The following is a 21,996-nucleotide window of genomic DNA, read 5'->3' as shown; positions in this document are numbered from 1 at the left end:
ATTCCTACAGGTGGATCACCCGCCCGTATGCATCCAGCGACGCCTCGTGCATGGCCTCCGACATCGTCGGGTGCGGATAGACGATGCCGTGGATGTCTTCCTCGGTCGCTTCCAGGGTGATGGCGGTGACAAAGCCCTGGATCATCTCGGTGACCTCGTGGCCGATCATGTGCGCGCCGATCAGGGCACCGGTCTTGGCGTCGAAGATGACCTTGACGAAGCCGTCGGTGTCGCCCGCCGCCACCGCCTTGCCGTTCACTCGGAACGGGAAGCGGCCGACCTTGATCTCGCGCTTGTCGGCCTTGGCGGCCTGTTCGGTCACGCCCACCGACGCCACCTGCGGCGTCGTATAGGTGCAGCCGGCGATCGGCGAATGCACGTTCGGGCTCTTGTAGCCGGCGATGTGCTCGGCCGCATGGATGCCTTCGTGGCTCGCCTTGTGCGCCAGCCAGGGCGCGCCGGCGCAGTCCCCGATGGCATAGAGGCCCTTCACATTGGTCTGACAGTGGCTGTCGATGACGATGTGCCCACGGTCCATCGTGACGCCCAGCGCCTCCAGCCCGATCCCGTCCGTATTGGCCGTGATCCCGACCGCCGAGATACAGACCTCGGCCTCGAGGCTCTCAGGCTTGCCACCGGCCTCGATGTCGACCTTCACGCCCGACGCCGTCTTGTTGACCTTGGTGACCTTGGCCCCGACCCGGAACTTGATGCCGCGCTTCTCGAACGCCTTCTGGGCGGCCTTGGAGACCTCTTCGTCCTCGACCGGCATGATCCGGTCCACGGCTTCGACCACCGTCACCTCGGACCCCAGCGCCCGGTAGAAGCTGGCGAACTCCAGCCCGATGGCGCCCGATCCGATGACCACGAACGACTTCGGCAGCCTCTTGGGTGCCAGCGCCTCGCGGTAGGCCCAGATCTTGTCGCCGTCAGCCTCCAGCCCGATTTGCGGCAAGGCCCGCGCCCGTGCGCCGACCGCCAGCATCACCGCCTTGGCCTCGACCGTGCGCGAGCCGCCGTCTTTCAGCGCCACGACCACCTTGGGCGCCGCCGCGCCTTTTTCGAGCTTGGCCGAGCCTTCGATCACCTCGATCTTGTTCTTCTTCATCAAGAAGGTGACGCCCTTGTTCATCGTGGCGGCCACGCCGCGCGACCGCTGGATGATGGCGTCAAAGTCGAACGACGCCCCCGTCGCCGCCAGGCCGTAATCCTTCAGATGGCTCAAGGATTCGTACTTCTCGCCCGACTTCAGCAACGCCTTGGTCGGGATGCAGCCCCAGTTCAGACAGATGCCGCCCAGGTCCTCCCGCTCGACAATGGCCACCTTCAGGCCCAGCTGGCTGGCCCGGATGGCGGCAACATACCCGCCGGGGCCCGAGCCGATGACAATAAGGTCGAATTCTTGCGCCATCTCTCACTCCGTCACCCTCGGGCCTGTCCCGAGGGCCCATGGCGAAGGCCAGCGCGACCGCCGCCGTTATGTCTGCACCCGTCTTCCCACGAAAAGCATCAGCTCAACGATGGACCCTCGGGACAGGCCCGAGGGTGACGGGCATTGGCTACGCCAGCATCGTCACAGGATCTTCGATCATCTGCTTGAAGACCTGCAGGAATTTCGCCCCGATGGCCCCGTCGACCACGCGGTGATCGCAGGTCAGGGTCACGCTCATCACCGTCGCCACGGCCAGCTTGCCGTCCTTGGTCACGACGGGCCGCTGCTCGCCGGCCCCCACGCTCATGATCGCGCCCTGCGGCTCATTGATGATCGAGGCGAAGGTCTTGATGCCGAACATGCCCAGGTTGGAAACGCTGAACGTCCCGCCCTGGAACTCTTCCGGCTTCAGCTTGCGCTCGCGGGCGCGCTTGGCCAGGTCTTTCGATTCCGCCGAGATTTGCGACAGGCTCTTGGTTTCAGCGGCGAAGATGATCGGGGTGATCAGGCCGCCGTCGATGGCCACCGCCATGGCCACATCGGCGTGGTGGTGCATCGCAATGCCCTCGGGCGTGTAGGACGCATTCGCCTCCGGCACCGCCTTCAACGCCATGGCCGACGCCTTCATCACGAAGTCATTGACCGAGACCTTCACGCCCTGGCTTTCCAGCATGGCGTTGACCTTGGCCCGCGCCGCCAGCAGGCCGTCGATCTCGCAGTCGATGGTCAACGGGAAGTGCGGCACGTCGCGGAAGCTGTCGGTCAGACGCCGCGCAATGGCCTTCCTCATGCCGTCCAGCGGCACCAGATCATAGCTGCCCGGCTTGATGCCCTGCTGCTCCAGCGACAGCACCTGACGCGCCTCGCCCCTGGCCGGCGTCGGCGCAGTCTTGGCCCCGCCACCTTTGCCGGCCGCCTCGACGTCCGCCGCGACGATCCGGCCCTTGGGGCCCGTGCCCTTGATGGCCTTCAGATCCAGCCCGGCCTGTTTCGCCAGCCGCCGCGCCAGGGGCGACGAAAACACCCGCTCACCTGATCCTCCCCCGCTCGCGGGGGAGGGGGACCCCGAAGGGGTGGAGGGGGCGGCCGCTGGGTCCGCCTTCGCCGGCGCGGCCTCAGCCTTCGGTGCCTCGACCTTCGCCGCCTCGACCTTCGGTGCCGGCGCTGCCAGACCGCCCTCGCCCTTCAGGCGCGCGATCACGGCATTGACCTTGACCCCCTCGCTCCCCTCGGGAACCAGAATCTCGGCCACCTCGCCCTCGTCGACGGCCTCGACCTCCATGGTCGCCTTGTCCGTCTCGATCTCGGCGATCACATCCCCCGCCGACACGGTGTCGCCGGCCTTGATGTGCCATTTCGACAGCGTCCCCTCTTCCATGGTCGGGGACAGGGCCGGCATCAGGATGTCGGTCATTCTCAGCCTTTCTTGGCCGGGGCCTCGGTGGTCATGTTGGTCGCCATCGGAATCTCCTTGGCGGCGTCCCAACCTTCTTTGATTTGCGCCAGCAACTCTTCCTGGGTTCCCAGACCGTTGGAGGCATAGACGTTCGAAAAATGGAAGGCCGCCTCATAGAGCATCCGCCCGATATTCTTGGGATCCTTCAGGCGCGCCGACAGCACATACTCCGGACGATCGTGGATCCACCAGGCGCGCATCAACTCGACCGCCGTATCGGCATGCGGCCCGGTCGTGGCCCCGTCTGGCTTTCTAATTTCCTGAGCCGGCATAGGTAACCTTCTTCACAGCTTGAACAATTTTCTCAACGGTCGGAAGCGAGAGGGCTTCCAGGTTCGCCGCATAGGGCATCGGCACATCTTCCTGGTGCACACGCAGCGGCGGCGCATCCAGATAGTCAAAGGCGTGTTCGGTCACCCGCGCACAGATCTCCGCACCGACGCCCATCGGCCCCCAGCCCTCCTCGACCGAGACAATCCGGTTGGTCTTCTTGACGCTTTCCAGGATCGTTTCATGGTCCAGCGGGCGCAGCGTCCGCAGGTCGATGACCTCTGCCGAAATCCCTTGCTTGGCCAGCTCCTCCGCCGCCTGGAGGGCAAACCCGACCATGCGGCTATGCGAGGTCAGGGTCACATCCGTGCCTTCGCGCCGCACCTTGGCCTTGCCGATGGGAACGACCCAGTCCTCGACCTCCGGCACGTCGAACTCGGTGCCGTACATCATCTCGTGCTCGAGGAAGACCACCGGGTTCGGGTTGCGGATCGCCGCCTTCAGCAGGCCCTTGGCGTCGGCGGAATCATAGGGCGCCAGCACGATCAGGCCGGGCACATTGGCGTACCAGGCGGAATAGTCCTGGCTGTGCTGGGCCGCCACGCGGCTGGCTGCGCCGTTCGGTCCGCGGAACACGATCGGACAGCGGATCTGGCCGCCCGACATGTACAGCGTCTTGGCCGCCGAGTTGATGATGTGGTCGATCGCCTGCATGGCGAAGTTGAAGGTCATGAACTCGACGATCGGCTTCAGGCCCGCCATCGAGGCCCCGACGCCGACCCCGGCGAAGCCATATTCGGTGATCGGCGTATCGATCACCCGGCGGTCGCCGAACTCCTGCAGCAGCTCACGGCTGACCTTGTAGGCCCCCTGGTACTGCGCGACCTCCTCGCCCATCAGGAACACCGTCTCGTCGCGGCGCATCTCTTCGGCCATGGCGTCGCGCAGCGCATCGCGCACCGTCGTCTTGACCAGTTTGGCGTCTGCCGGGATTTCAGGGTCGCGCAAATCCACCCGCGGCGCAGCCGGATCGGGCGCAGCATTCGTCTCCCCTCCATCGCCAGATGGGGGGGCGGTCGCTTGGGCGACCGGGGGGGGTGCCGCCGGCTTGGCCGAAGTATCTCCGCCCGCCAGCCGCGCGATCACGGCATTGACCTTCACGCCCTCGGTCCCTTCCGGCACCAGGATTTCAGCCACCTCGCCCTCATCGACCGCTTCGACCTCCATGGTCGCCTTGTCGGTCTCGATCTCGGCGATCACATCGCCCGCCTTGACGGTGTCACCCGCCTTGACGTGCCACTTGGTCAGATTGCCCTCCTCCATCGTCGGAGAAAGCGCCGGCATCAGGATGTCAGTCATCGATCAAGCCTCCTGATACACGTCGGTATAGAGCTCAGACGGATCCGGCTCCGGGCTGGCTTGCGCGAACTGGACGGCCTCGGCGACGATGGCTTTCACCTCGTCCTCGATCGGCTTGAGGTCGGCTTCCTTGGCGCCGGCCTGGTCCAGCAGGTGCTTCACATGGTCGATCGGGTCGCGGGTCTTCTTGACCTCGTCGACCTCCTCCTTGGTCCGATATTTCGCCGGATCGCTCATGGAATGACCGCGATAGCGGTAGGTCTTCACTTCCAGAATGAAGGGACCGCCGCCTTCGCGCGCCCGCTTCACCGCCCGCGCCGTGGCGTCGCGTACCGCCAGCACGTCCATGCCGTCGACCTGCTCACCTGGAATGCCGAAGCTGGCCCCGCGCTGATACAGCTCGGTCGTCGAGGACGCCCGCTCAATGCTGGTGCCCATGGCGTACTGGTTGTTCTCGATGATGTAGATGGCCGGCAGCTTCCACAGCTCGGCCATGTTGAAGCTCTCATAGACCTGGCCCTGGTTGGCCGCGCCGTCGCCGAAATAGATAAACGCGACCGAGTCATCGCCCCGGTACTTGCCCGCGAACGCCAGCCCGGTGCCCAGCGCCACCTGCGCCCCGACAATCCCGTGCCCGCCATAGAAGGCCGTGGCGGTGTCGAACATATGCATCGAGCCGCCCTTGCCCTTGGACGAGCCGCCGATGCGCCCGGTCAGCTCGGCCATCACGGCATTGGGGTCCATCCCCGCCGCCAGCATATGGCCGTGGTCGCGGTATCCGGTGATGATCTTGTCAAAGCCCTGTTTGACGTTGGCCTGCACGCCCACGGCCACGGCCTCCTGGCCGATATAGAGGTGACAGAACCCCCCGATCAGACCCATGCCGTACAGCTGTCCGGCCCGCTCCTCGAAGCGGCGGATCAGCAGCATCTCGCGGTAATAGCCCAAGAGCTCGTCCTTGGACGCCTCGGGGCCATTGGACTTCTTGGCGTTTGTCTTGGCGGCGGCTTTCGCCATCCGGCGTCCTCCCAGACCTCATAACCCTACGGAAAGCGGGCTTTAGCAGCCTTCGGTTCCGCTTGGCAAAGCCTAGAAAGCCTAAGACGCCGTCTGGCGGATCACATAATCATCAGGATGGGCGAAGCCGAGCACGACGCGCGCCCGCTCTTCCAGCAGATCGACCGAAAGATGTTCCGGCGAAAGCCCCTGAACCCGGGCCTCCAGCTCGCCGCGCGTCACCCTCAGCTCCGTCAGCTCAGCCCGCCGCGCCGCCAGATCGCGATGCCGTTCGGTGCCGTTCATCAGGCCCCGTTCGCCCGTCAGCGCCTGGGTCGAAAAATACCCAATCAGCGTCACCAGCACCGCCAGTCTCACATAGGGTCTGAAGTTGAAGGTCACGGCGGTCCGAACACGCTGGAGTCGATTCTACAGCGATGCCCGAACAGGCTTAATTTTGTGCTAATTTCCCTCCAACGACCTCATCATCCCCGGGCTTGTCCCGGGGGCCCATCACCTCGACCGGCTGGTCAGGTCACACCAATCCTGCGAAATCGCGACGATGGATGGCCGGGACACGCCCGGCCATGACGATACTCGAGATCCAAGGCGGGCGAACGCCCCCTACTCCCGCAGCACGCTCTCGCCCGCATAGACCGCCAGATCGCCCAGCATCTCCTCGATCCGCAGCAACTGGTTGTATTTGGCCAGCCGGTCTGACCGCGCCAGCGATCCGGTCTTGATCTGCCCACAGTTGGTGGCGACGGCCAGGTCGGCGATGGTCGAGTCTTCCGTCTCGCCCGAGCGGTGGCTCATCACGGCGGTGTAGCCCGACCGATGCGCCAGATCGACGGCGTCCAGCGTCTCTGACAGGGTGCCGATCTGGTTGACCTTGACCAGGATCGAGTTGGCCAGACCCTCGCCGATGCCGGCCAGGAGACGCGCCGGATTGGTCACGAACAGATCGTCCCCGACCAGCTGGATGTTGTCGCCCAGCCGCTCGGTCAGCAGCTTCCAGCCCTCGAAGTCATCCTCGGCACAGCCGTCCTCGATCGACACGATCGGGAACTTGGCCACCAGTCCGGCCAGATAGTCGACCATCCCCGCCTGATCGAAGGTCTTGCCTTCGCCTTCAAGGACATACTTGCCCTTCTTGAAGAACTCGGTCGAGGCCACGTCCAGCGCCAGTTGGAAGTCCTTGCCCGCCTCATAGCCCGCCGACTTGCCGGCCTTGACGATGAACTCCAGCGCCGCTTCGGCCGAGGCCAGGTTCGGCGCAAAGCCGCCCTCGTCGCCGACGTTCGTATTGTGGCCGGCGTCCTTCAGCGCGCCTTTCAGGGCATGGAAGATCTCCGTGCCCATGCGCAGACCTTCCGAGAAGCTGTCCGCGCCCGTGGGCATGATCATGAACTCCTGGATGTCGATCGGATTGTCCGCATGGGCCCCGCCGTTGATGATGTTCATCATCGGCACCGGCAGCACGCGCGCCGACACGCCCCCGACATAGCGATACAGCGGCAGCCCCGACGACACCGCGCTCGCCCGCGCACAGGCCAGCGACACGCCCAGGATCGCATTGGCCCCCAGCCGGCCCTTGTTGTCCGTCCCGTCCAGCCCGATCAGCGTCTCGTCGATCCGGCGCTGGTCTTCGGCATCCATCCCGCACAGGGCGTCAAAGATCTCGCTATTGACCGCATCGACGGCCTTTTCCACGCCCTTGCCGCCCCAGCGCTTCTTGTCGCCGTCGCGCTTCTCCACCGCCTCGTGGGCGCCGGTCGAGGCCCCCGACGGCACCGCCGCGCGGCCGAACGCGCCGTCCTCCAGCACCACATCGACCTCGATGGTCGGATTGCCTCGGCTGTCGAGGATCTGGCGGGCGGTGATGTCGGCGATATCGGTCATGGTCATGCTCGGTTGTTCGGGGTGGCGCGGGTTTATCCGCCAAGGGTCCGCGCGGCAAGGACGCTCGGTCCATCCCCGCTCCGGTCGATGGCTTCAGACTCAGGCCAAAGGAGTCCTCGCCGTGAACTGGAACGACATACCCCAGGCCCCCGCCCCGCATCGGGCCCCGCCGCGCTTTCGCCTGTCGCCCGAAATCTGGGAGGCGATCCGGGAACGCTACCTCAACGGCGAGAGCGGCGAATCCCTGGCAGAGCTGTTTGGCATCAGCATCTCAACGCTCAGGACCCGTGCCCGCGAAGAAGGCTGGCGAAAGATCGACGCGCCTGATCCGGTGATTGCGGCTCCTCCCACATCAGAAGACCTCGCTCGCGATGACCGGCCAAACTTTGGCGTCATGGCCGACACAGCCATGCGCCGCGCGGCCCGCGCCGTTCGCGAAGGTCAGTTGACAGAGGCTCAGGGCTGGACCCGCGTGGGCCGCTCCCTCGCGGCTGCCGCTCGCCGTGAACACCGTGGCCGCGAGGATGCAGTATGAATCGTTTTCTGCACCTTTTGCACCTTTTGCACCCGATTCACGGTGCACTATCCGTCAGGCACAGCCCTCGACATACTGGATCGACGGGCCGCCCACCTTGATCAGGGTCACCACGCCGTTCTCGTCCGTCTCATAGGAAATCCCGCGTGCGTTCGGGTCCTGGACATAGGGCTCGCTCGGTCGCCCCCCATTCCAGGCCGTAATGTACTCAGCGGGCGGGCCGACATAGTGGTGCGGCTCGACGGTCGCAGCATCGCCATAGGCGGCCTTGATCTCCGCCGCCGTCGAACCGATGCCGAAGCCTCGGTCCGTCCTCAAGGTCGATGGCTCAAAGATCGAAATGCTGGTCAGCACCCCCTGCTCGATCATGACCAGCAGACCTTCCGGGGCCTGCTCGGGGCGGAACTGGTCGCAGTATTCGGGCTCCGGCCCACCGATGGCTTCCGGGTCCGAATCCGGCCCGGCGGCGGCGACCACCTCATCCAGGGTCATACCGATTCGAAGCGGCCCCCAGCCCTCGGCGGTCAGCGTATCGGCGCTGGGCGAACTTTCCGCAGGGAGCGTAGCCGCCGCGCTATCGCTGCCCTCGGATCCATTGGCGGCGGGCTGACAGGCCCCCAGGGCCAGTACAGACGCGGCGAGAACAAGGCAGGCAGTCAGGCGCATGGGTGTCTCCTGCGAAGGCACCCTGCCCAAACGCAGAACGCCGCGCGAAGGTTCGCACGGCGTCCAAAGGCTCGCAATCGAGGAAGGGTTTAGTCTTCCTTGGCCTCGATCACCTGACGGCCCCGATAGGTGCCCGACTTCAGGTCGATGTGATGCGGACGGCGCAGTTCGCCGGTGTCCTTGTCCTCGACATAGGCGTTGGTGCCCAGGGCGTCGTGGGCGCGGCGCATATTGCGACGCGAGGGCGAGGTTTTTCGCTTCGGAACGGCCATGTCCGTCTCTCGTTGGGTTCGGGCGCCACGAAACGGGGCGCGAAAAATGGAACGGGCGGGCACCAGGCCCGCCTTCGGAGCGCGGGCTTATGCCTCAACCGCCCTCCGGTTTCAAGGGGTCTTGGCGTCCAGATCCTTTTCCAGCACCACGAACCACAGGTCGTCTCTCAGAGGCAGACCCATGCGCGGATTGTCCCTCGGAAACGGCCGCGTCTCGCCGGTGCGCCGATAGCCCATCCGCTCGTACCAGGCGATCAGGCTGTCGCGCTGCCAGAAGACCTGCATTTCGATCCGCCGCGCGCCGAACCGCTCGACCACGCCGGCCTCGACCGCCTTGACCAGCGCCTTGCCGATCCCGCCCGCCTGTCGCGTCGGATCGACCGACAGCATCCCCAGATAGCCGGTCCCGTCGCCTCGGTCCGCCATCAGCACGCTGCCGACCAGCGCCCCTTCGACGGCGGCCATCAGGATCGCCTGTTTCGGATCAGCGATGATCTCGGCCAGGGCCGCCGCGTCGGTCCTCTGACCGCCCAGCAGGTCGGCTTCAGTCGTCCAGCCGCGCCGCGACCCCTCGCCGCGATAGGCCCCCTCGATCAGGGGCAACAGAGCCGGGATGTCGGCGTCCCCTGCGGCTCGGATCATCAATCGCCGCCTCCATGTCTCGCGATCCAGGCTGTAATAGAGGCTATCGACCCAGGCGTCGCCGATCTGGAACGTTCGCTCCGCCGCACCGGTCTTGCGAAAGCCGGCCCCCTCCAGCACGCGGATCGAGGCTTCGTTGCGCGGGTCGACATCCGCCGTCAGCTCGGTCAGGCCGCGCTCGGCAAAGACGTGGTCGATCACCGCCGCCACCGCCTCGCGCGCCACACCCCTGCCCCACACGTCCGGGCTCAGGATGAAGCCGATCTCCGGCAGCCGGTAGAACCCGGCCTTGCCCACGACCCGCCCCTCGAACTCGACGACAAAGTCCGCCGCCAGCTCCGGCGGCGAGCGCACCATGGCCGTTAGCCAAGCTAGCGACTGCTCGCGCGTCTCATGCGGCGGCGTCGACCAGTAGCGGGTGGCCCTGGGGTCCGACAGAATGGCGTGAAAGGCGTCCAGGTCATCCGCCCGCGCCGGCCTCAGCACCAGTCGGCGCGTCCGCAGCGTCGTCACACCAGTCGGCTCTGCTCCACCGCCGCCTCGATAAAGCTGGCGAACAGTGGGTGCGGCGCGAACGGGCGGCTCTTCAGCTCCGGGTGATACTGGACCGCCACGAACCACGGATGATCCGGCCGCTCGACCGTTTCGGGCAGCACCCCGTCCGGCGACAGGCCGGCGAAGACCATGCCGGTCGCCTCGATCCGCTCGCGGTAGTTGATGTTGACCTCATAACGGTGCCGATGTCGCTCCGAGATGGTCGTCGAGCCATAGATGTCGGCGATGCGCGATCCGGCTTTCAGCGTCGCGTCATAGGCCCCCAGACGCATGGTCCCGCCCAGGTCGCCGCCGGCGGTCCGCTCGACCCGCTCGTTGCCCTGGACCCACTCGGTCATCAGGCCGACCACCGGCTCCTCGGCCTCGCCGAACTCGGTCGAGGTCGCGTCCGGCAGGCCACCCAGGCTGCGGGCCGATTCGATCACCGCCATCTGCATCCCGAAACAGATGCCGAAATAGGGAATGTTGCGTTCACGGGCGAAGCGCACCGCCGCGATCTTGCCTTCGGCTCCCCGCTCGCCGAACCCACCCGGCACAAGAATAGCGTGGGCGTTCTCCAACCGCGCCGCGCATTCGGACGGGTCCTTCTCAAACGTCTCGGACTCGACCCAGTCGATATTGACCTTGACCTTGTTGGCCACGCCGCCGTGGTTCAGCGCCTCGATCAGGGACTTATAGGCGTCCTTCAGGACCGTGTACTTGCCGACCACGGCGACCGTGACCTGCCCGTCTGGGTTCAGACGCCGCTCGACCACCTCTTCCCAGCGCCCCAGGTTCGGCTCCGGCGCATCCCTGATGCCGAAGACGTCCAATACCTCGGTGTCCAGCCCCTCGCGGTGATAGTCCATCGGCACCGCATAGATGTCCGCCGAGTCCATCGCCTGGATGACCGCGCTCGGGCGGACGTTACAGAAAAGAGCGATCTTCTTCTTTTCGCCCTCGGGGATCGGCTCCTCGCACCGGCACAGCAGCACGTCCGGCTGAATGCCGATCGAGCGCAACTCCTTGACCGAATGCTGGGTCGGCTTGGTCTTCATCTCGCCGGCCGTCTTGATGAACGGCAACAGGGTCAGATGCACGAAACAGGTCTGGCCACGCGGCAGCTCCTGGCCCAGCTGCCGGATCGCTTCAAAGAACGGCAGCCCTTCAATGTCGCCCACCGTGCCGCCGATCTCGACCAGCACAAAATCCGCCTCCTTGCCGGTTTCCGGGTCGATGGCCGGTGACAGGACGAAGTCCTTGATCTCGCCGGTGACGTGCGGAATGACCTGAACCGTCGCGCCCAGGTAATCGCCGCGCCGCTCCTTCTCCAGGATCGTCGAATAGATCCGCCCCGTGGTGATGTTGTCGCCCCGCGTGGCCGACACGCCGGTGAACCGCTCATAGTGGCCCAGGTCCAGGTCCGTCTCGGCCCCGTCGTCGGTAACGAAGACCTCGCCGTGCTGGTACGGGCTCATCGTGCCCGGATCCATGTTGAGATAGGGGTCCAGCTTCCGCAGCCGCACCGTATAGCCACGCGCCTGCAACAGCGCGCCGAGCGCCGCCGAGGCAAGGCCCTTACCCAGCGAGGAAACCACGCCACCCGTGATGAACACATATCTAGTCACGGGGGACCATCCTACCGATGATTCGGGTCTGGGACTGCGCCTTGCGATGACGCAGTTGTTGAAAACAGAACGGGCGCCCCTTGGGGGCGCCCGGATGCTGGAGGCTCTTCGACTGTGGAGGGGCGGAAATCCGCCCCGCAATCACTGGGCCGGGGCTCCCGAAGAGGTGGCACCCTCACCCACCGGCAGGCTGTCCAACGACAGGCTGTCTTGCGCCGGTGCGACCGGAGCGGTGGGTTGTTCGGGCTGGGCGGCCGGGTCCGCCGGCACGCCAACGGCGCTACCGATATCCTCCGCGTCGAAGGACGAACCCGTGCGGCCTTCCATATTGCCTACGATGGTCAACAGAATGGCGCAGATGGCAAACATCGCACCCAGCCACCAGGTCGCCGTGGTCAGAAGGTTGCCCGCGCCGCGCGCCGTCATCAGGCCCGTCGGACCGCCGCCCATACCCAGCGCGCCCCCTTCGGAGCGTTGCATGAGGACGACAGCGATCAGGGCGATCGAGATCAGGATCTGAATGACAAGCAGAATATGAAGCAGCATGGGGTATAACTTGGGGGCCGCTCGGCGGCGTTCAAGCGGGGGCGTCTAGCACCGAAGCCGGACAGGAGCAACGCGGGTCGGCACGAGCCATGCAGATTGGCTGACCTTACGGACCATATGGGGACAACTATGGCCATCGTAACCTGGATCGCCACCCTCGCTCTAGCGCAGCCCGCGCCAGAGGCTCCTCAGCCAGCACCCATCCCGATGTGGATCGAACCGCCGAGCATCACGGCCCCCGACTATCCGGTCGCCGCGCTCCAGGCCGGGCTCGCCGGAACGGCGACCCTACGGTGTCAGGCCTCGCTGGAGGGCGTTCCCAGCGACTGCGTCGTACTCAGCGAAGACCCGCCCGGCCATGACTTTGGTACCGCCGCCATTCCCGTCATCGAGCGCGCGCGGATGAACCCCGACTTCGTCGCCGCCGTCGAACAGCCCGCCACCTTCCGGCTGCGGGTTCCCTTTGCCCTGATCGTCTCCAACCCAACGATTGTCATTTCGGGCCACGAAACCGGCGCGGCGACGGTCCAATGCCGGCTTTCCGAGGTTAGCCTCGCGACAGACTGTGCGACCCTGTCCGAAACTCCCGAGGGTACCGGCCTGGGGGCGCAGGCGATCAATGTGCTCACCAGCGGGGGCCTGCCGCCCGGCCTGATCCCCAACGCAACGCCCGGCCAGCAGATCACCGTCCAGTTCCTGTTCGGCCCACAGTAGACACCTCGCCTCGACCAGCGGTGAATTTCAATGTCCGCTTTGTGATCGAGGGCAACTTGGGTCCTGTTCGCGAGAGCGACGTCACCCTGGACTGCGAAATTCTGCAATCGGGGGCGGTCACAGATTGCCGGATCGTTCGGACAAGCGCGAGCGGGGAGCATTTGGGCCAGCACTTGCTGGCCAACCAGGCCGCCCTCGCGACGCAACCTCCTCCAAACTGGCAACCTGGGCAAAGAACCTACATCGACTTCTACGATCGGGATCCTTGGGCTCCAGGTCACTGAGTTGCCTTCCCTGACGTCCGCCGTCTAAGCCTCGCGGATCGAAACCAAGGGACATCTCATGGCCATTCCTCATTCCCTGCAACGCGGCCTCAAGCTGCCGGTCATCGCCGCGCCGATGTTTCTCGTCTCAGGACCGGATCTGGTGGTCGCGACTTGCAATGCCGGGGTCATCGGGACCTTCCCATCCCTGAACCAGCGAACCACCGAGGGCTATCGGGACTGGCTGGTCGACATCAAGAGCCGGCTGAATCCGGACGCCGCCGCCTTCGGCGTCAACCACATCGTCCATCCCACCAACCCCCGCCTGATGGCGGACCTCGAGGTTTCGGTCGCCCACAAAGTGCCGCTGATCATCACCTCGCTCGGTGCCGTCCGTGACGTCGTCGATGCCGTCCATGGCTACGGCGGGGTGGTTTTTCACGACATCGCCAACATCCGTCACGCCCGCAAGGCCGCCGAGGCCGGGGTCGACGGCCTGATCCTGGTGGCCAACGGCGCGGGCGGCCATGCCGGCGTCATCAACCCCTTCGCCCTGGTCAATGAGGTGCGGGATTTCTTCGCCGGAACCATCATCCTGTCGGGCTGCCTGTCGACGGGCCGCGATATCGCCGGAGCTATGACGCTGGGTGCCGACTTCGCCTACATGGGCACCCGCTTCATCAACACGACCGAGGCCATGGCCCCGACCGCCTACAAGACCATGATCGTCGAGGCCGGGGCCTCCGACATCACCTATACCCCGGCCGTCTCGGGCATCCCGGCCAACTTCATGACCCAGTCGCTGATCGACAACGGCGTCGACCCCAAGCACTTGCCCGACCACAAGCTCGACATGGGCGATGAGGCCAAGGCCTGGAAGACCGTCTGGTCCGCCGGCCAGGGGGCGGGCTCGGTCCATGACGTCCTGCCGACCGCCGATCTGGTCCAGCGACTCTCGCAAGAGTTTCACGGGGCCGTCACGGATTTGTCGCGTCGATTCGGCTAAACGCCGCCCGAACGGCGCGGAAACGTCCGCGTTCGGACAAATGCCTTCGGAGCCGACCATGAAGCGCCTCGCCCTGCCTCTCCTCGCCGTCGCTCTTGCGGCACCCGCCGTGGCCTCGGCCCAGGACATTCCCGGCGAGTTCGCCTTCGACTTCTCCGTCGGCACCGACAACCGTTCCAAGGGGGCTTCCAAATCGGAGGGAGACCCCTTCGCCATGGGCTCCGTGGAATGGGGGCTCAACGATTTCTACGTCGCTGCCGAGGTCCAGACGATCGAGCACTCCATCGGCGCCGATCTCGAGCCCCAGATCTCCGCTGGATGGCGACCCGAAGCCGCCGGTTTCCGGTTCGATCTCAGCGCCACTCACAAATGGTACCTGAACGCCCGCCCGGGCACCGACGACGACGCATGGGAATTCACCGCCGACGCCTCGCGCCGCCTGACGGACCGTGTCGATGCCCGCCTGCGTTTCCAGTACTCGCCCGACAGCGCCGGCTCGACCCGCAGCTGGACCTGGGTTGAGGCCCGGGGTCGCGTCCGCGTCCATGAGCGCGTGCGTGTGTCGGCCGCCGTCGGTCGCCGTGAGCAGGTCAACAGCCGGGACTACACCGCCTGGAATATCGGCGCGGATGTCCGCCTCACCGACTGGGCATCTCTGGACCTGCGCTACTACGACACCGATGTCGCCAATCCGTCTGCCCAGTACGAAGACGCCCTGGTCGCCGTACTCAACATCGGCCTGTGATCTTGCGGTCAGGGTCCGCGACCGCCAAGGTCACGGACCCTGACCGGAGGTCCCGATGAACCCCTTTCTCAATCGCCGTCTGTTCTTGTCGCTTTCGGCGGCGGCCCTGCTACCGGCAACAGCACAGGCCCAGGCCACCAACGCCACGGACGCCGCCTTCGACCAGATCGCCCAGGCGTGGCTGGATGAATCGATCCGCCTGTCGCCGCCGTTTGCGACATCACTGGGGGACCATCGCTTCGACGATCAGCTCGGCGATCTCGGTCCCGCCAGTTGGCACGCCCGCTCGGCCCTGGCCCGTCGTGCGCTTGAGGCGCTCGGTGACATTGACCGCTCAGCCCTGTCCCGCGAGCGTCAGGTCGACGCTGCCCTGCTCGACAACAGCCTGCGCGGTGACATCTGGACCCACGACCAGCTTCAGGCCTGGGCCTGGGATCCGCTGGTCCACAACGAATACGCCGGCTCGGCCCTGTTCAGCCTGATCGCGCGTGAGTTCGCCCCGCTGCCCGAGCGCCTGCGTGCGGCGACGGCGCGGATGCAGGGTTTTCCGGCGCTGCTAGCCTCGACCCGCGACGCCCTCGACCCCGAACGCGTTCCCGAGATCCACGCCCAGACCGTCTCTGGCCAGAACCGCGGCCTCGCCAGCCTGGTCGACATGGTGCTGGCCGAGGCCCCGGCCCTCAGCGGTGCCGAGCGCACCCGGCTGATCGAGGCCGGCCGCATCGCCAAGCTGGGCATCGCCGCACACCAGCAGTGGATCGACGATGTGCTCGTTCCGGGTGCCCAGGGCGACTATCGCCTCGGGCCCGATCTCTACGACGCCAAGCTGGCCTTCGCCCTCAACAGCCGGCTCAGCCGCGCCGAAATCAAGGAACAGGGCGAACGCGAAATGGCCCGCGTGCGCGACGAGATGTACCAGATCGCCCGCCAGGTCCTCGAAGGCCGTGAAGGAGCGCCCGAAACCCCGCGCCGCCCCAATGCGGAACAGCGCCAGGCCGTGCTCAACGCCGCCATGGAGCTGGTCTACGCCGACCGGCCTAGCCGCAACGGTTTGGTTGAGGCCGCCGAGACCATGCTGGCCAACGCCACCCAGTTCGTGCGCGACCGCAATCTCGTGACCGTGCCCGATGAGCCGGTGCGCATCGTCCTGACGCCCGAGTTCCAGCGCGGCGTCGCCGTCGCCTACTGCGACAGCCCCGGCCCGCTCGATCGCGAACAGCCGACCTTCTACAAGATTTCGCCCATCCCCGAGGGCTGGTCCGACGCCCAGGCCGAGAGCTTCCTGCGCGAATACAACACCCGCGCCCTCGAGGGGGTGACGGTCCACGAAGCCATGCCCGGCCACTACCTCCAGCTCGCCCATGCCAACCGCTATCCTTCGATGGTGCGCGCCGTGCTGGCCTCAGGCCCCTTCATCGAGGGCTGGGCCTGCTATGCCCAGGATGTCATGGTTGAGGCTGGCCACCTCGACGGCGACCCGCTCTACAGGTTGGCCAACCTCAAATTCCTGCTCAGGGTCATCGCCAACGCCCTGCTCGACATCGGCGTCCACGTCGATGAAATGACCCGCGACGAGGCCATGCGGATGATGACCGAGGACGCCTTCCAGCAGGAATCAGAGGCCGCCGGCAAATGGATCCGCGCCCAGCTCTCCTCAGCCCAGCTCCCGACCTATTTCGTCGGCTGGCGCGAGCACTGGGCCCTGCGCCGCGAGATGCAGCAGCCCGGGGGAGAGAGTTTCGACATGAAGGCCTATCACGACACGCTCCTCGGTTTTGGCTCGCCGCCGGTCCGCTATGCGCGGGCCCTGATGACGGGCGACGCGATCAGCTAGGGACGGGCTACCGCCTGGAGGATCGCAGCCTCGGTAATCTCGCTCACCGGAATGATGTCAGCCAGATCCGACAAGGCTTCGATCCGGTCAGCTCGGGAGAAGACCAGAAGACGCGTGCCCGGCTCGGTCGTGTAGCCGATGCCGAAACCGCAGAATCTCCGGTGCACCAGCTCGATCGTTCCAGTGACCTCTGGGCCTCGCAAGGTGCGAAGCGGGCGAAGCTGGACGTGAGTATCCCCGTCGTAAGGCGGCTGGAGCGACGCCGGCGTGGTGTCCCAGGCCTCCACGACCTCGTATTCGACAATCCGCGGAGCGTGGGCAAAGGCGTTCGCCTGTTGCTGAACCATGGTCGCGAGATGCTCTTCGGGAGTCTGCGGCAAGGGCGGCAAGCAGGCCCAGGCCGCCGGCGCGCCAGCCAGGACCGCCAAGGCCAGGGCTCCGCCAGCAATCACCTTCATGGGTTAGCCTCCGAAAGCGAGCCGCGCGGTCGGTGCCGCGACGCTTTGCGCAGCCAGAGGTGGCCGAGGATTGAGGCGAAATTCGGCTACTCGACCTGACGCCGCCTGACTACGCCAGCGCCTGCTCCAGATCCGCGATCAGGTCGTCCAGGTCCTCCACCCCGACCGACAGGCGGATCAGGTTGTCGGTCACCCCGCCGGCCTCGCGGACCTCCCTGGGGACGCTGGCGTGGGTCATGATGGCCGGATGGTTGGCCAGGCTCTCGACACCGCCCAGGCTCTCGGCGACGGTGAAGACCTGAAGCCGCTCCATGATCTGTTTGGTCCGCGACAGGTCGCCGTCGACCAGGATCGAGATCATGCCGCCGAAGCCGCGCATCTGGCGCCTGGCCAGCTCATGCTGCGGATGGCTCTCCAGCCCCGGATAATAGACCTTGGCCACACCGGCCCGACCTTCGAGCCAGCGCGCGATCGCCCGGGCATTCTCGCAGTGCGCCTTCATCCGCACGCCCAGGGTCTTCAGGCCGCGATTGACCAGAAAGGCGTCGAACGGCCCCATCACCCCGCCGACCGAATTCTGCAGGAACTTGATCTGGGTCGCCAGCTCGGCATCCCTGGTCACCAGCACGCCGCCGATCACGTCCGAGTGGCCGTTCAGATATTTGGTCGCCGAATGCATCACCACATCGGCCCCCAGATCCAGCGGCGTCTGGCACCAGGGCGTGGCGAAGGTGTTGTCGACCACCATCAGCAAGCCGCGCGTCTTCGCCAGCGCCGACAGCGCCGCAATGTCGGCCAGCTTCATCAGCGGATTGGTCGGCGTCTCGACCCACAGCATCTTCGTCTCGGGACGGATCGCCGCCTCGACCGCCGCCAGATTGGTCAAGTCCAGGTACGAGAAATCCAGCCCGGCCGAACGCCTGCGCACCCGCTCGTAGAGACGGTAGGTGCCGCCATAAAGGTCGTCACCCGTGATGATGTGGCTGCCGGCGTCCAGCAGCTCCAGCGCTGTCGAGGTCGCCGCCATGCCGGATGCAAAGCCGAAGCCGTGCGTGCCGTTCTCCAGGTCCGCGATGCACCGCTCGAACGCCTCGCGCGTCGGGTTCTTGCCGCGCGCATATTCATAGCCCTTGTTCACGCCGGGGCTTTCCTGGGCGTAGGTCGAGGTGGCGTAGATCGGCGTCATCACCGCACCCGTCGTCGGGTCCGGGTGCTGGCCGGCGTGGATGGCCCGAGTGGAAAAACCCTGGCGATTGGTTCCCTTGGCCATAGCCCTACTGATTCAGCTTGAGGTGATTGATCAGGTCGACCCGCGTGATCAGGCCGACGAACTCCGACCCGTCCATGACAATGGCCACATGGTCGCGGTCGAAGATCGGGATCAAGTCATTGAGCGTCTCGTTCACCTGAACCGTATCCAGCTTGGTCGCCATGGCTGACCTGACCGGCTTGGCAAAGCGTTCGGTGCGCGTGATCTCATCGGTGTCGAGCACATGGACGATGTCGGAATCGTCCAGGATCCCGACCAGCCGTCCTCCGTCCATGACCGGTAGTTGGGACACGTCCGCCTGGCGCATCCGCCCATAGGCCACCGCCAGGGTATCGTCCGGCCCGACCGAGATCACCTCCGCCGCCGGGCGGCTGACCACGTCGCGCAGGTCGCCGTACAGCGTCTTGGGAGCCAGTCCCTGATCAGCCAGCCATCCGTCGTTGTAGACCTTCGACAGATACTTGGCCCCGGTGTCGCACACGAAGCTGACCACCCGCTTGGGCTCGGTCTGCTCGCGGCAATAGCGCAGGGCCGCCGCCAGCAGCGTGCCCGACGACGATCCGGCCAGCACCCCCTCCTTGGCCAGCAGCTCGCGCGCCGCGGCGATCGCCTCGGTGTCCGGGATCGAATAGGCGCGATCAATCACGCTGATGTCAGCCGTGTCGGGGATAAAGTCCTGGCCGATGCCCTCAACCGTATAGCTGCCCTTGGCGCTGGGCTTGCCGTCATTGACATAGCCGGCCAGCACCGAGCCGACCGGATCGGCCAGGATCGCCTCGGTCTTGGGCGAAACCGACTTCAGATACCGCGCCACGCCGGTGATCGTTCCGCCCGAGCCGATACCGGCGACGAAGGCATCAACGTCCTGGTCCATCTGCTCCCAGATTTCGGGTCCGGTGGTCAGCTCATGCGCCAGCGGATTGGCGGCGTTGGCGAACTGGTTGACGTAGAAGGCTCCGGGGATCTTCTGGGCCAGGCTTTCGGCCAGATCCATGTAGTATTCGGGGTGCCCCTTGCCGACGTCCGAGCGGGTCAGGCGCACCTCCGCCCCCATGGCCCGGACGTGTTGGATCTTCTCGCGCGACATCTTGTCGGGAATGACCAGCAGCACCCGATAGCCGCGCTGAACCCCAACCAGCGTCAGGGCCAGGCCGGTATTGCCCGCCGTCGCCTCAACAATGGTTCCGCCCGGCTTCAGCCACCCTTCGGCCTCGGCCTGATCCAGCATGGTCAGCGCGATCCGGTCCTTGATCGAGCCGCCGGGGTTGTTCGATTCCAGCTTCAGAAACAGGCGGCACTTGCCGGTATCGAGGTTCTTCACCTCGACCATCGGCGTGTGGCCGATCAGGCTGAGCAGTCCGGTCGTCGTTGGCGTGGCGGGGGCCGTATCGGCCATGGGCATCTCCCTGAGCGCCCGCCTGACAAGCGGGTCTGAATCCGTCGCGCCGTGCATAGCGCGCCGCAATGGCGGGGTCACCCCATGCAGGGGCGGCTAGTCGTCCTTGCCGCCTCCACGCGTCTCATAGTCGACGCGCCGGACCTCCTCGATACGGTCGCCGCCCTCGCGGCCCTCCACCAGATCGTAGCCCATCAGAGCAAAGACCCGCCCTCTCAGGAAGATCGGCCGGGCGTTGCCGTACCAGTCCACGCACGAGGCCACGCACTGATCGACCCGCCCCGGCACGGTCGGCGTGGCATGGAGTCGCCCGAAGTCCGACAGCGCGCGATCGGATCGGCGCAGGAACAGCATGTCCGCCCCCTGCTGCCAGCCCCCGCCCTCCCGTGCGGCCTGTGTCATGATCGGCAGCCCCATGAGACCGCTCGAGCCGTCCGCCGTGTCGGACCGGTAGAAGAAGGCGTGGCTGCGCGACTCGGTCTGGCTGGCCTGAGGGACGGTGAAGGACGATCCCACCTGCGGTCGCGCGCCGCCCAGAATCAGGGTGGTGAAATCCACCGACGTATTCCCGCCGACGATCAGCGCGTCCGATCCCAGCGGCTCGATCCTTTCGACGCCTTGCTCAAAGTTGAACAGCGTCGGCTCCCCCCCGCGCACAGGCACCGCCACCAGCTCGCTCGTCCGGCTCTGATAGTTGCCCGGCTGATAGGTCGAGATGGCGTAGAAGGCCCAATCCCCGACGAAACGATTGGCATTGACGACGCTGGTGTAGGTCGAACCCGGCAGGTCCTGATAGTCCTCGGGGCGTGCCGAACCGCTGCCGTCACCGAACCGGCTCATCGGCAGTCGAAGGAGAGCCATGTCGCCCTGGGAAACCTCTGAGCGCCACATCTCGTCGCCGCCCGAGTCGGCGGACACCAGAATGTCCATCCGGCTGGCCGAGGCGTTTGGATTGAACGAGAACTGGTTCATAGGATTGCCCATCACCCGAACGGCTTGAGGCGCTGCCCCGTCAAACGGCAGCCGATAGAGGAAGGCTGGCACCAGATCCTGCTCGTCGGTCTGTTCGTTCCAGGCGTGCTCTGTATCGGTCCAGACATAGACGGCATTCTGCGACACAAAGAAGGTCCGGCTGTCCGAACCCAGGATGACCGTGGCGCTACAGTTCAGCTCAGGCGCCGTCAGGTTGCACATCGACACGGTGTGCATCGTGTTGACGGTATGCGGCCCCTTCTCGCGCAACGGCCGCGCCACATAGACTTGGCGCCCTGTGGTGATCCTTTGCCAGGTCGGCTCGTCTTCCCCGGCGTTCCAGCGCGACAGCGCCGGTAGCGAGTCCAGCGGGTCATCGTCGTAGCCAAAGCCAAGCGGCGTGTAGAAAATCAGCTGATCCCCGACCAGACGCGAGGCGTAATTCTCGGCCGAATAATAGTCCGCCGATCTCAGGTGGTGGCTGTCGACGAAGCTGAACTGGCCGTCCGCGCCGATGCGGAAGCGGTTGATCTCCGTGCCACCGCGTCCATAGCTGTATCCGACCACGACCACCCAGTCGCCCGAGACCAGCATCTCGTCGTACCAGTCGCGCGAAGCATTCACCCCGGGCGGATACGCGTCTATCTCGCCGACCGGCCTCAGGTCGCCGCCTGCGGTGGACACGCTGAACAGGCGTCCGCGCCGCAGGATGACCAGGTAGTCACCCACGACCTTGACGATGCCGCCCTCGTCGACGCCGGCGATCTGAGTGTTGGTGATGGACGGATTGTCCGGGGCCGCCACACCCCCCAGCGCAGGCGGAGCAGCGGCGACGGGTGCCGCAGGCGCAGTCCCCGGAGGCGGCGGGGGCGGCGGCGGCGGCGGCGGTGACGGCGGGGGCGGATACATCGAATAGCCGCCGGATCCCACGGCCAGCTCGCCATCCTCCATGAGGAATTCGAGCAGATCCGCGTCCGACCGGAACGGCTGCATCGCCTGCTGCGCCAACGTCGGCGTGGCGTGCGAAGCCCCAGCCAGCCCCACCAGAAGTCCGAAGACCGCCAGCAGCCCTCGCAATCGAGTCGTGCGCATCGTCCGTC

Annotated in this window: 21 protein-coding genes; 5 read left to right on the top strand and 16 right to left on the bottom strand. The window is 65.9% G+C overall.

Annotated features, from left to right (window positions below; all coding sequences use genetic code 11):
- Positions 1-4: 4 nt before the first annotated feature.
- The 7 genes from lpdA to eno all read right to left on the bottom strand — a co-directional run bounded on the left by lpdA (position 5) and on the right by eno (position 7,415).
- Positions 5-1,411: a dihydrolipoyl dehydrogenase gene (gene lpdA / locus G391_RS0108905; RefSeq protein WP_029087208.1), complete on the bottom strand. Its 1,407-nt coding sequence runs from the start codon at positions 1,409-1,411 to the stop codon at positions 5-7.
- 148 nt (positions 1,412-1,559) lie between these two features.
- The gene (locus G391_RS0108900) at positions 1,560-2,846 is read right to left on the bottom strand and encodes a pyruvate dehydrogenase complex dihydrolipoamide acetyltransferase (protein ID WP_029087207.1); all 1,287 of its coding nucleotides are present in this window, start codon (positions 2,844-2,846) and stop codon (positions 1,560-1,562) included.
- Between the two features lie 2 nt (positions 2,847-2,848).
- The gene (locus tag G391_RS0108895) at positions 2,849-3,160 is read right to left on the bottom strand and encodes a DUF5076 domain-containing protein (RefSeq protein WP_029087206.1); all 312 of its coding nucleotides are present in this window, start codon (positions 3,158-3,160) and stop codon (positions 2,849-2,851) included.
- Complete coding sequence (locus G391_RS0108890) at positions 3,141-4,517, bottom strand: pyruvate dehydrogenase complex E1 component subunit beta (protein ID WP_029087205.1); 1,377 nt, start codon at positions 4,515-4,517, stop codon at positions 3,141-3,143. The genes G391_RS0108895 and G391_RS0108890 overlap by 20 nt, the downstream gene beginning before the upstream one ends.
- 3 nt (positions 4,518-4,520) lie before the next feature.
- Positions 4,521-5,534 (bottom strand): pyruvate dehydrogenase (acetyl-transferring) E1 component subunit alpha, encoded by a 1,014-nt coding sequence (gene pdhA, locus G391_RS0108885; protein WP_029087204.1) that lies wholly within the window; start codon positions 5,532-5,534, stop codon positions 4,521-4,523.
- Between the two features lie 81 nt (positions 5,535-5,615).
- Complete coding sequence (locus G391_RS0108880; RefSeq protein ID WP_035304211.1) at positions 5,616-5,915, bottom strand: FtsB family cell division protein; 300 nt, start codon at positions 5,913-5,915, stop codon at positions 5,616-5,618.
- Between the two features lie 222 nt (positions 5,916-6,137).
- Positions 6,138-7,415, bottom strand: coding sequence for a phosphopyruvate hydratase (gene eno / locus G391_RS0108875; RefSeq protein ID WP_029087202.1), 1,278 nt, complete (start codon positions 7,413-7,415; stop codon positions 6,138-6,140).
- 121 nt (positions 7,416-7,536) lie between these two features.
- On the opposite strand from eno, the gene G391_RS0108870 reads away from it, so the two are divergent.
- Positions 7,537-7,950, top strand: a complete 414-nt coding sequence (locus G391_RS0108870) for a helix-turn-helix domain-containing protein (RefSeq protein ID WP_029087201.1) — start codon at positions 7,537-7,539, stop codon at positions 7,948-7,950.
- Between the two features lie 54 nt (positions 7,951-8,004).
- On the opposite strand, the gene G391_RS0108865 is transcribed toward G391_RS0108870, so the two are convergent.
- The 5 genes from G391_RS0108865 to secG form a co-directional block, all read right to left on the bottom strand.
- Complete coding sequence (locus tag G391_RS0108865; protein ID WP_029087200.1) at positions 8,005-8,616, bottom strand: hypothetical protein; 612 nt, start codon at positions 8,614-8,616, stop codon at positions 8,005-8,007.
- Positions 8,617-8,705: 89 nt separating this feature from the next.
- Complete coding sequence (rpmF, locus tag G391_RS0108860) at positions 8,706-8,888, bottom strand: 50S ribosomal protein L32 (RefSeq protein WP_029087199.1); 183 nt, start codon at positions 8,886-8,888, stop codon at positions 8,706-8,708.
- A gap of 111 nt (positions 8,889-8,999) precedes the next feature.
- Positions 9,000-10,043, bottom strand: coding sequence for a GNAT family N-acetyltransferase (locus G391_RS15950; protein WP_084169205.1), 1,044 nt, complete (start codon positions 10,041-10,043; stop codon positions 9,000-9,002).
- On the bottom strand, positions 10,040-11,692 hold the full coding sequence (locus G391_RS0108845; RefSeq protein WP_029087198.1) for a CTP synthase: 1,653 nt from the start codon (positions 11,690-11,692) through the stop codon (positions 10,040-10,042). The genes G391_RS15950 and G391_RS0108845 overlap by 4 nt, the downstream gene beginning before the upstream one ends.
- 141 nt (positions 11,693-11,833) lie before the next feature.
- Entirely contained in the window at positions 11,834-12,238 is a 405-nt protein-coding gene (gene secG, locus G391_RS0108840) for a preprotein translocase subunit SecG (RefSeq protein ID WP_029087197.1), read from the bottom strand.
- A gap of 129 nt (positions 12,239-12,367) precedes the next feature.
- Between secG and G391_RS15215 the strand changes: the two genes are divergently transcribed.
- The 4 genes from G391_RS15215 (at position 12,368) to G391_RS0108820 (ending at position 16,800) form a co-directional block, all read left to right on the top strand.
- Complete coding sequence (locus G391_RS15215; protein ID WP_051257265.1) at positions 12,368-12,952, top strand: TonB family protein; 585 nt, start codon at positions 12,368-12,370, stop codon at positions 12,950-12,952.
- A gap of 342 nt (positions 12,953-13,294) precedes the next feature.
- On the top strand, positions 13,295-14,221 hold the full coding sequence (locus G391_RS0108830; protein ID WP_029087195.1) for an NAD(P)H-dependent flavin oxidoreductase: 927 nt from the start codon (positions 13,295-13,297) through the stop codon (positions 14,219-14,221).
- Between the two features lie 58 nt (positions 14,222-14,279).
- Entirely contained in the window at positions 14,280-14,966 is a 687-nt protein-coding gene (locus G391_RS0108825; RefSeq protein ID WP_029087194.1) for a TorF family putative porin, read from the top strand.
- Positions 14,967-15,021: 55 nt separating this feature from the next.
- Positions 15,022-16,800: a DUF885 domain-containing protein gene (locus tag G391_RS0108820; protein ID WP_029087193.1), complete on the top strand. Its 1,779-nt coding sequence runs from the start codon at positions 15,022-15,024 to the stop codon at positions 16,798-16,800.
- Here G391_RS0108820 and G391_RS0108815 read toward each other — a convergent pair.
- The 4 genes from G391_RS0108815 to G391_RS0108800 form a co-directional block, all read right to left on the bottom strand.
- Positions 16,797-17,258, bottom strand: a complete 462-nt coding sequence (locus G391_RS0108815; protein WP_029087192.1) for a hypothetical protein — start codon at positions 17,256-17,258, stop codon at positions 16,797-16,799. The genes G391_RS0108820 and G391_RS0108815 overlap by 4 nt on opposite strands.
- A gap of 109 nt (positions 17,259-17,367) precedes the next feature.
- Positions 17,368-18,528, bottom strand: coding sequence for a cystathionine gamma-synthase (locus G391_RS0108810; RefSeq protein ID WP_029087191.1), 1,161 nt, complete (start codon positions 18,526-18,528; stop codon positions 17,368-17,370).
- Positions 18,529-18,532: 4 nt separating this feature from the next.
- Positions 18,533-19,924, bottom strand: a complete 1,392-nt coding sequence (locus G391_RS0108805; RefSeq protein WP_051257264.1) for a pyridoxal-phosphate dependent enzyme — start codon at positions 19,922-19,924, stop codon at positions 18,533-18,535.
- 96 nt (positions 19,925-20,020) lie between these two features.
- Positions 20,021-21,988 (bottom strand): beta-propeller domain-containing protein, encoded by a 1,968-nt coding sequence (locus G391_RS0108800; protein WP_029087189.1) that lies wholly within the window; start codon positions 21,986-21,988, stop codon positions 20,021-20,023.
- Positions 21,989-21,996: the final 8 nt, after the last annotated feature.

The sequence above is a fragment of the Brevundimonas aveniformis DSM 17977 genome (assembly GCF_000428765.1).
GTDB lineage: Bacteria > Pseudomonadota > Alphaproteobacteria > Caulobacterales > Caulobacteraceae > Brevundimonas > Brevundimonas aveniformis.
Note: the sequence above shows the minus strand (reverse complement) of the source record. Positions and strands in the feature narration are given on the sequence as shown.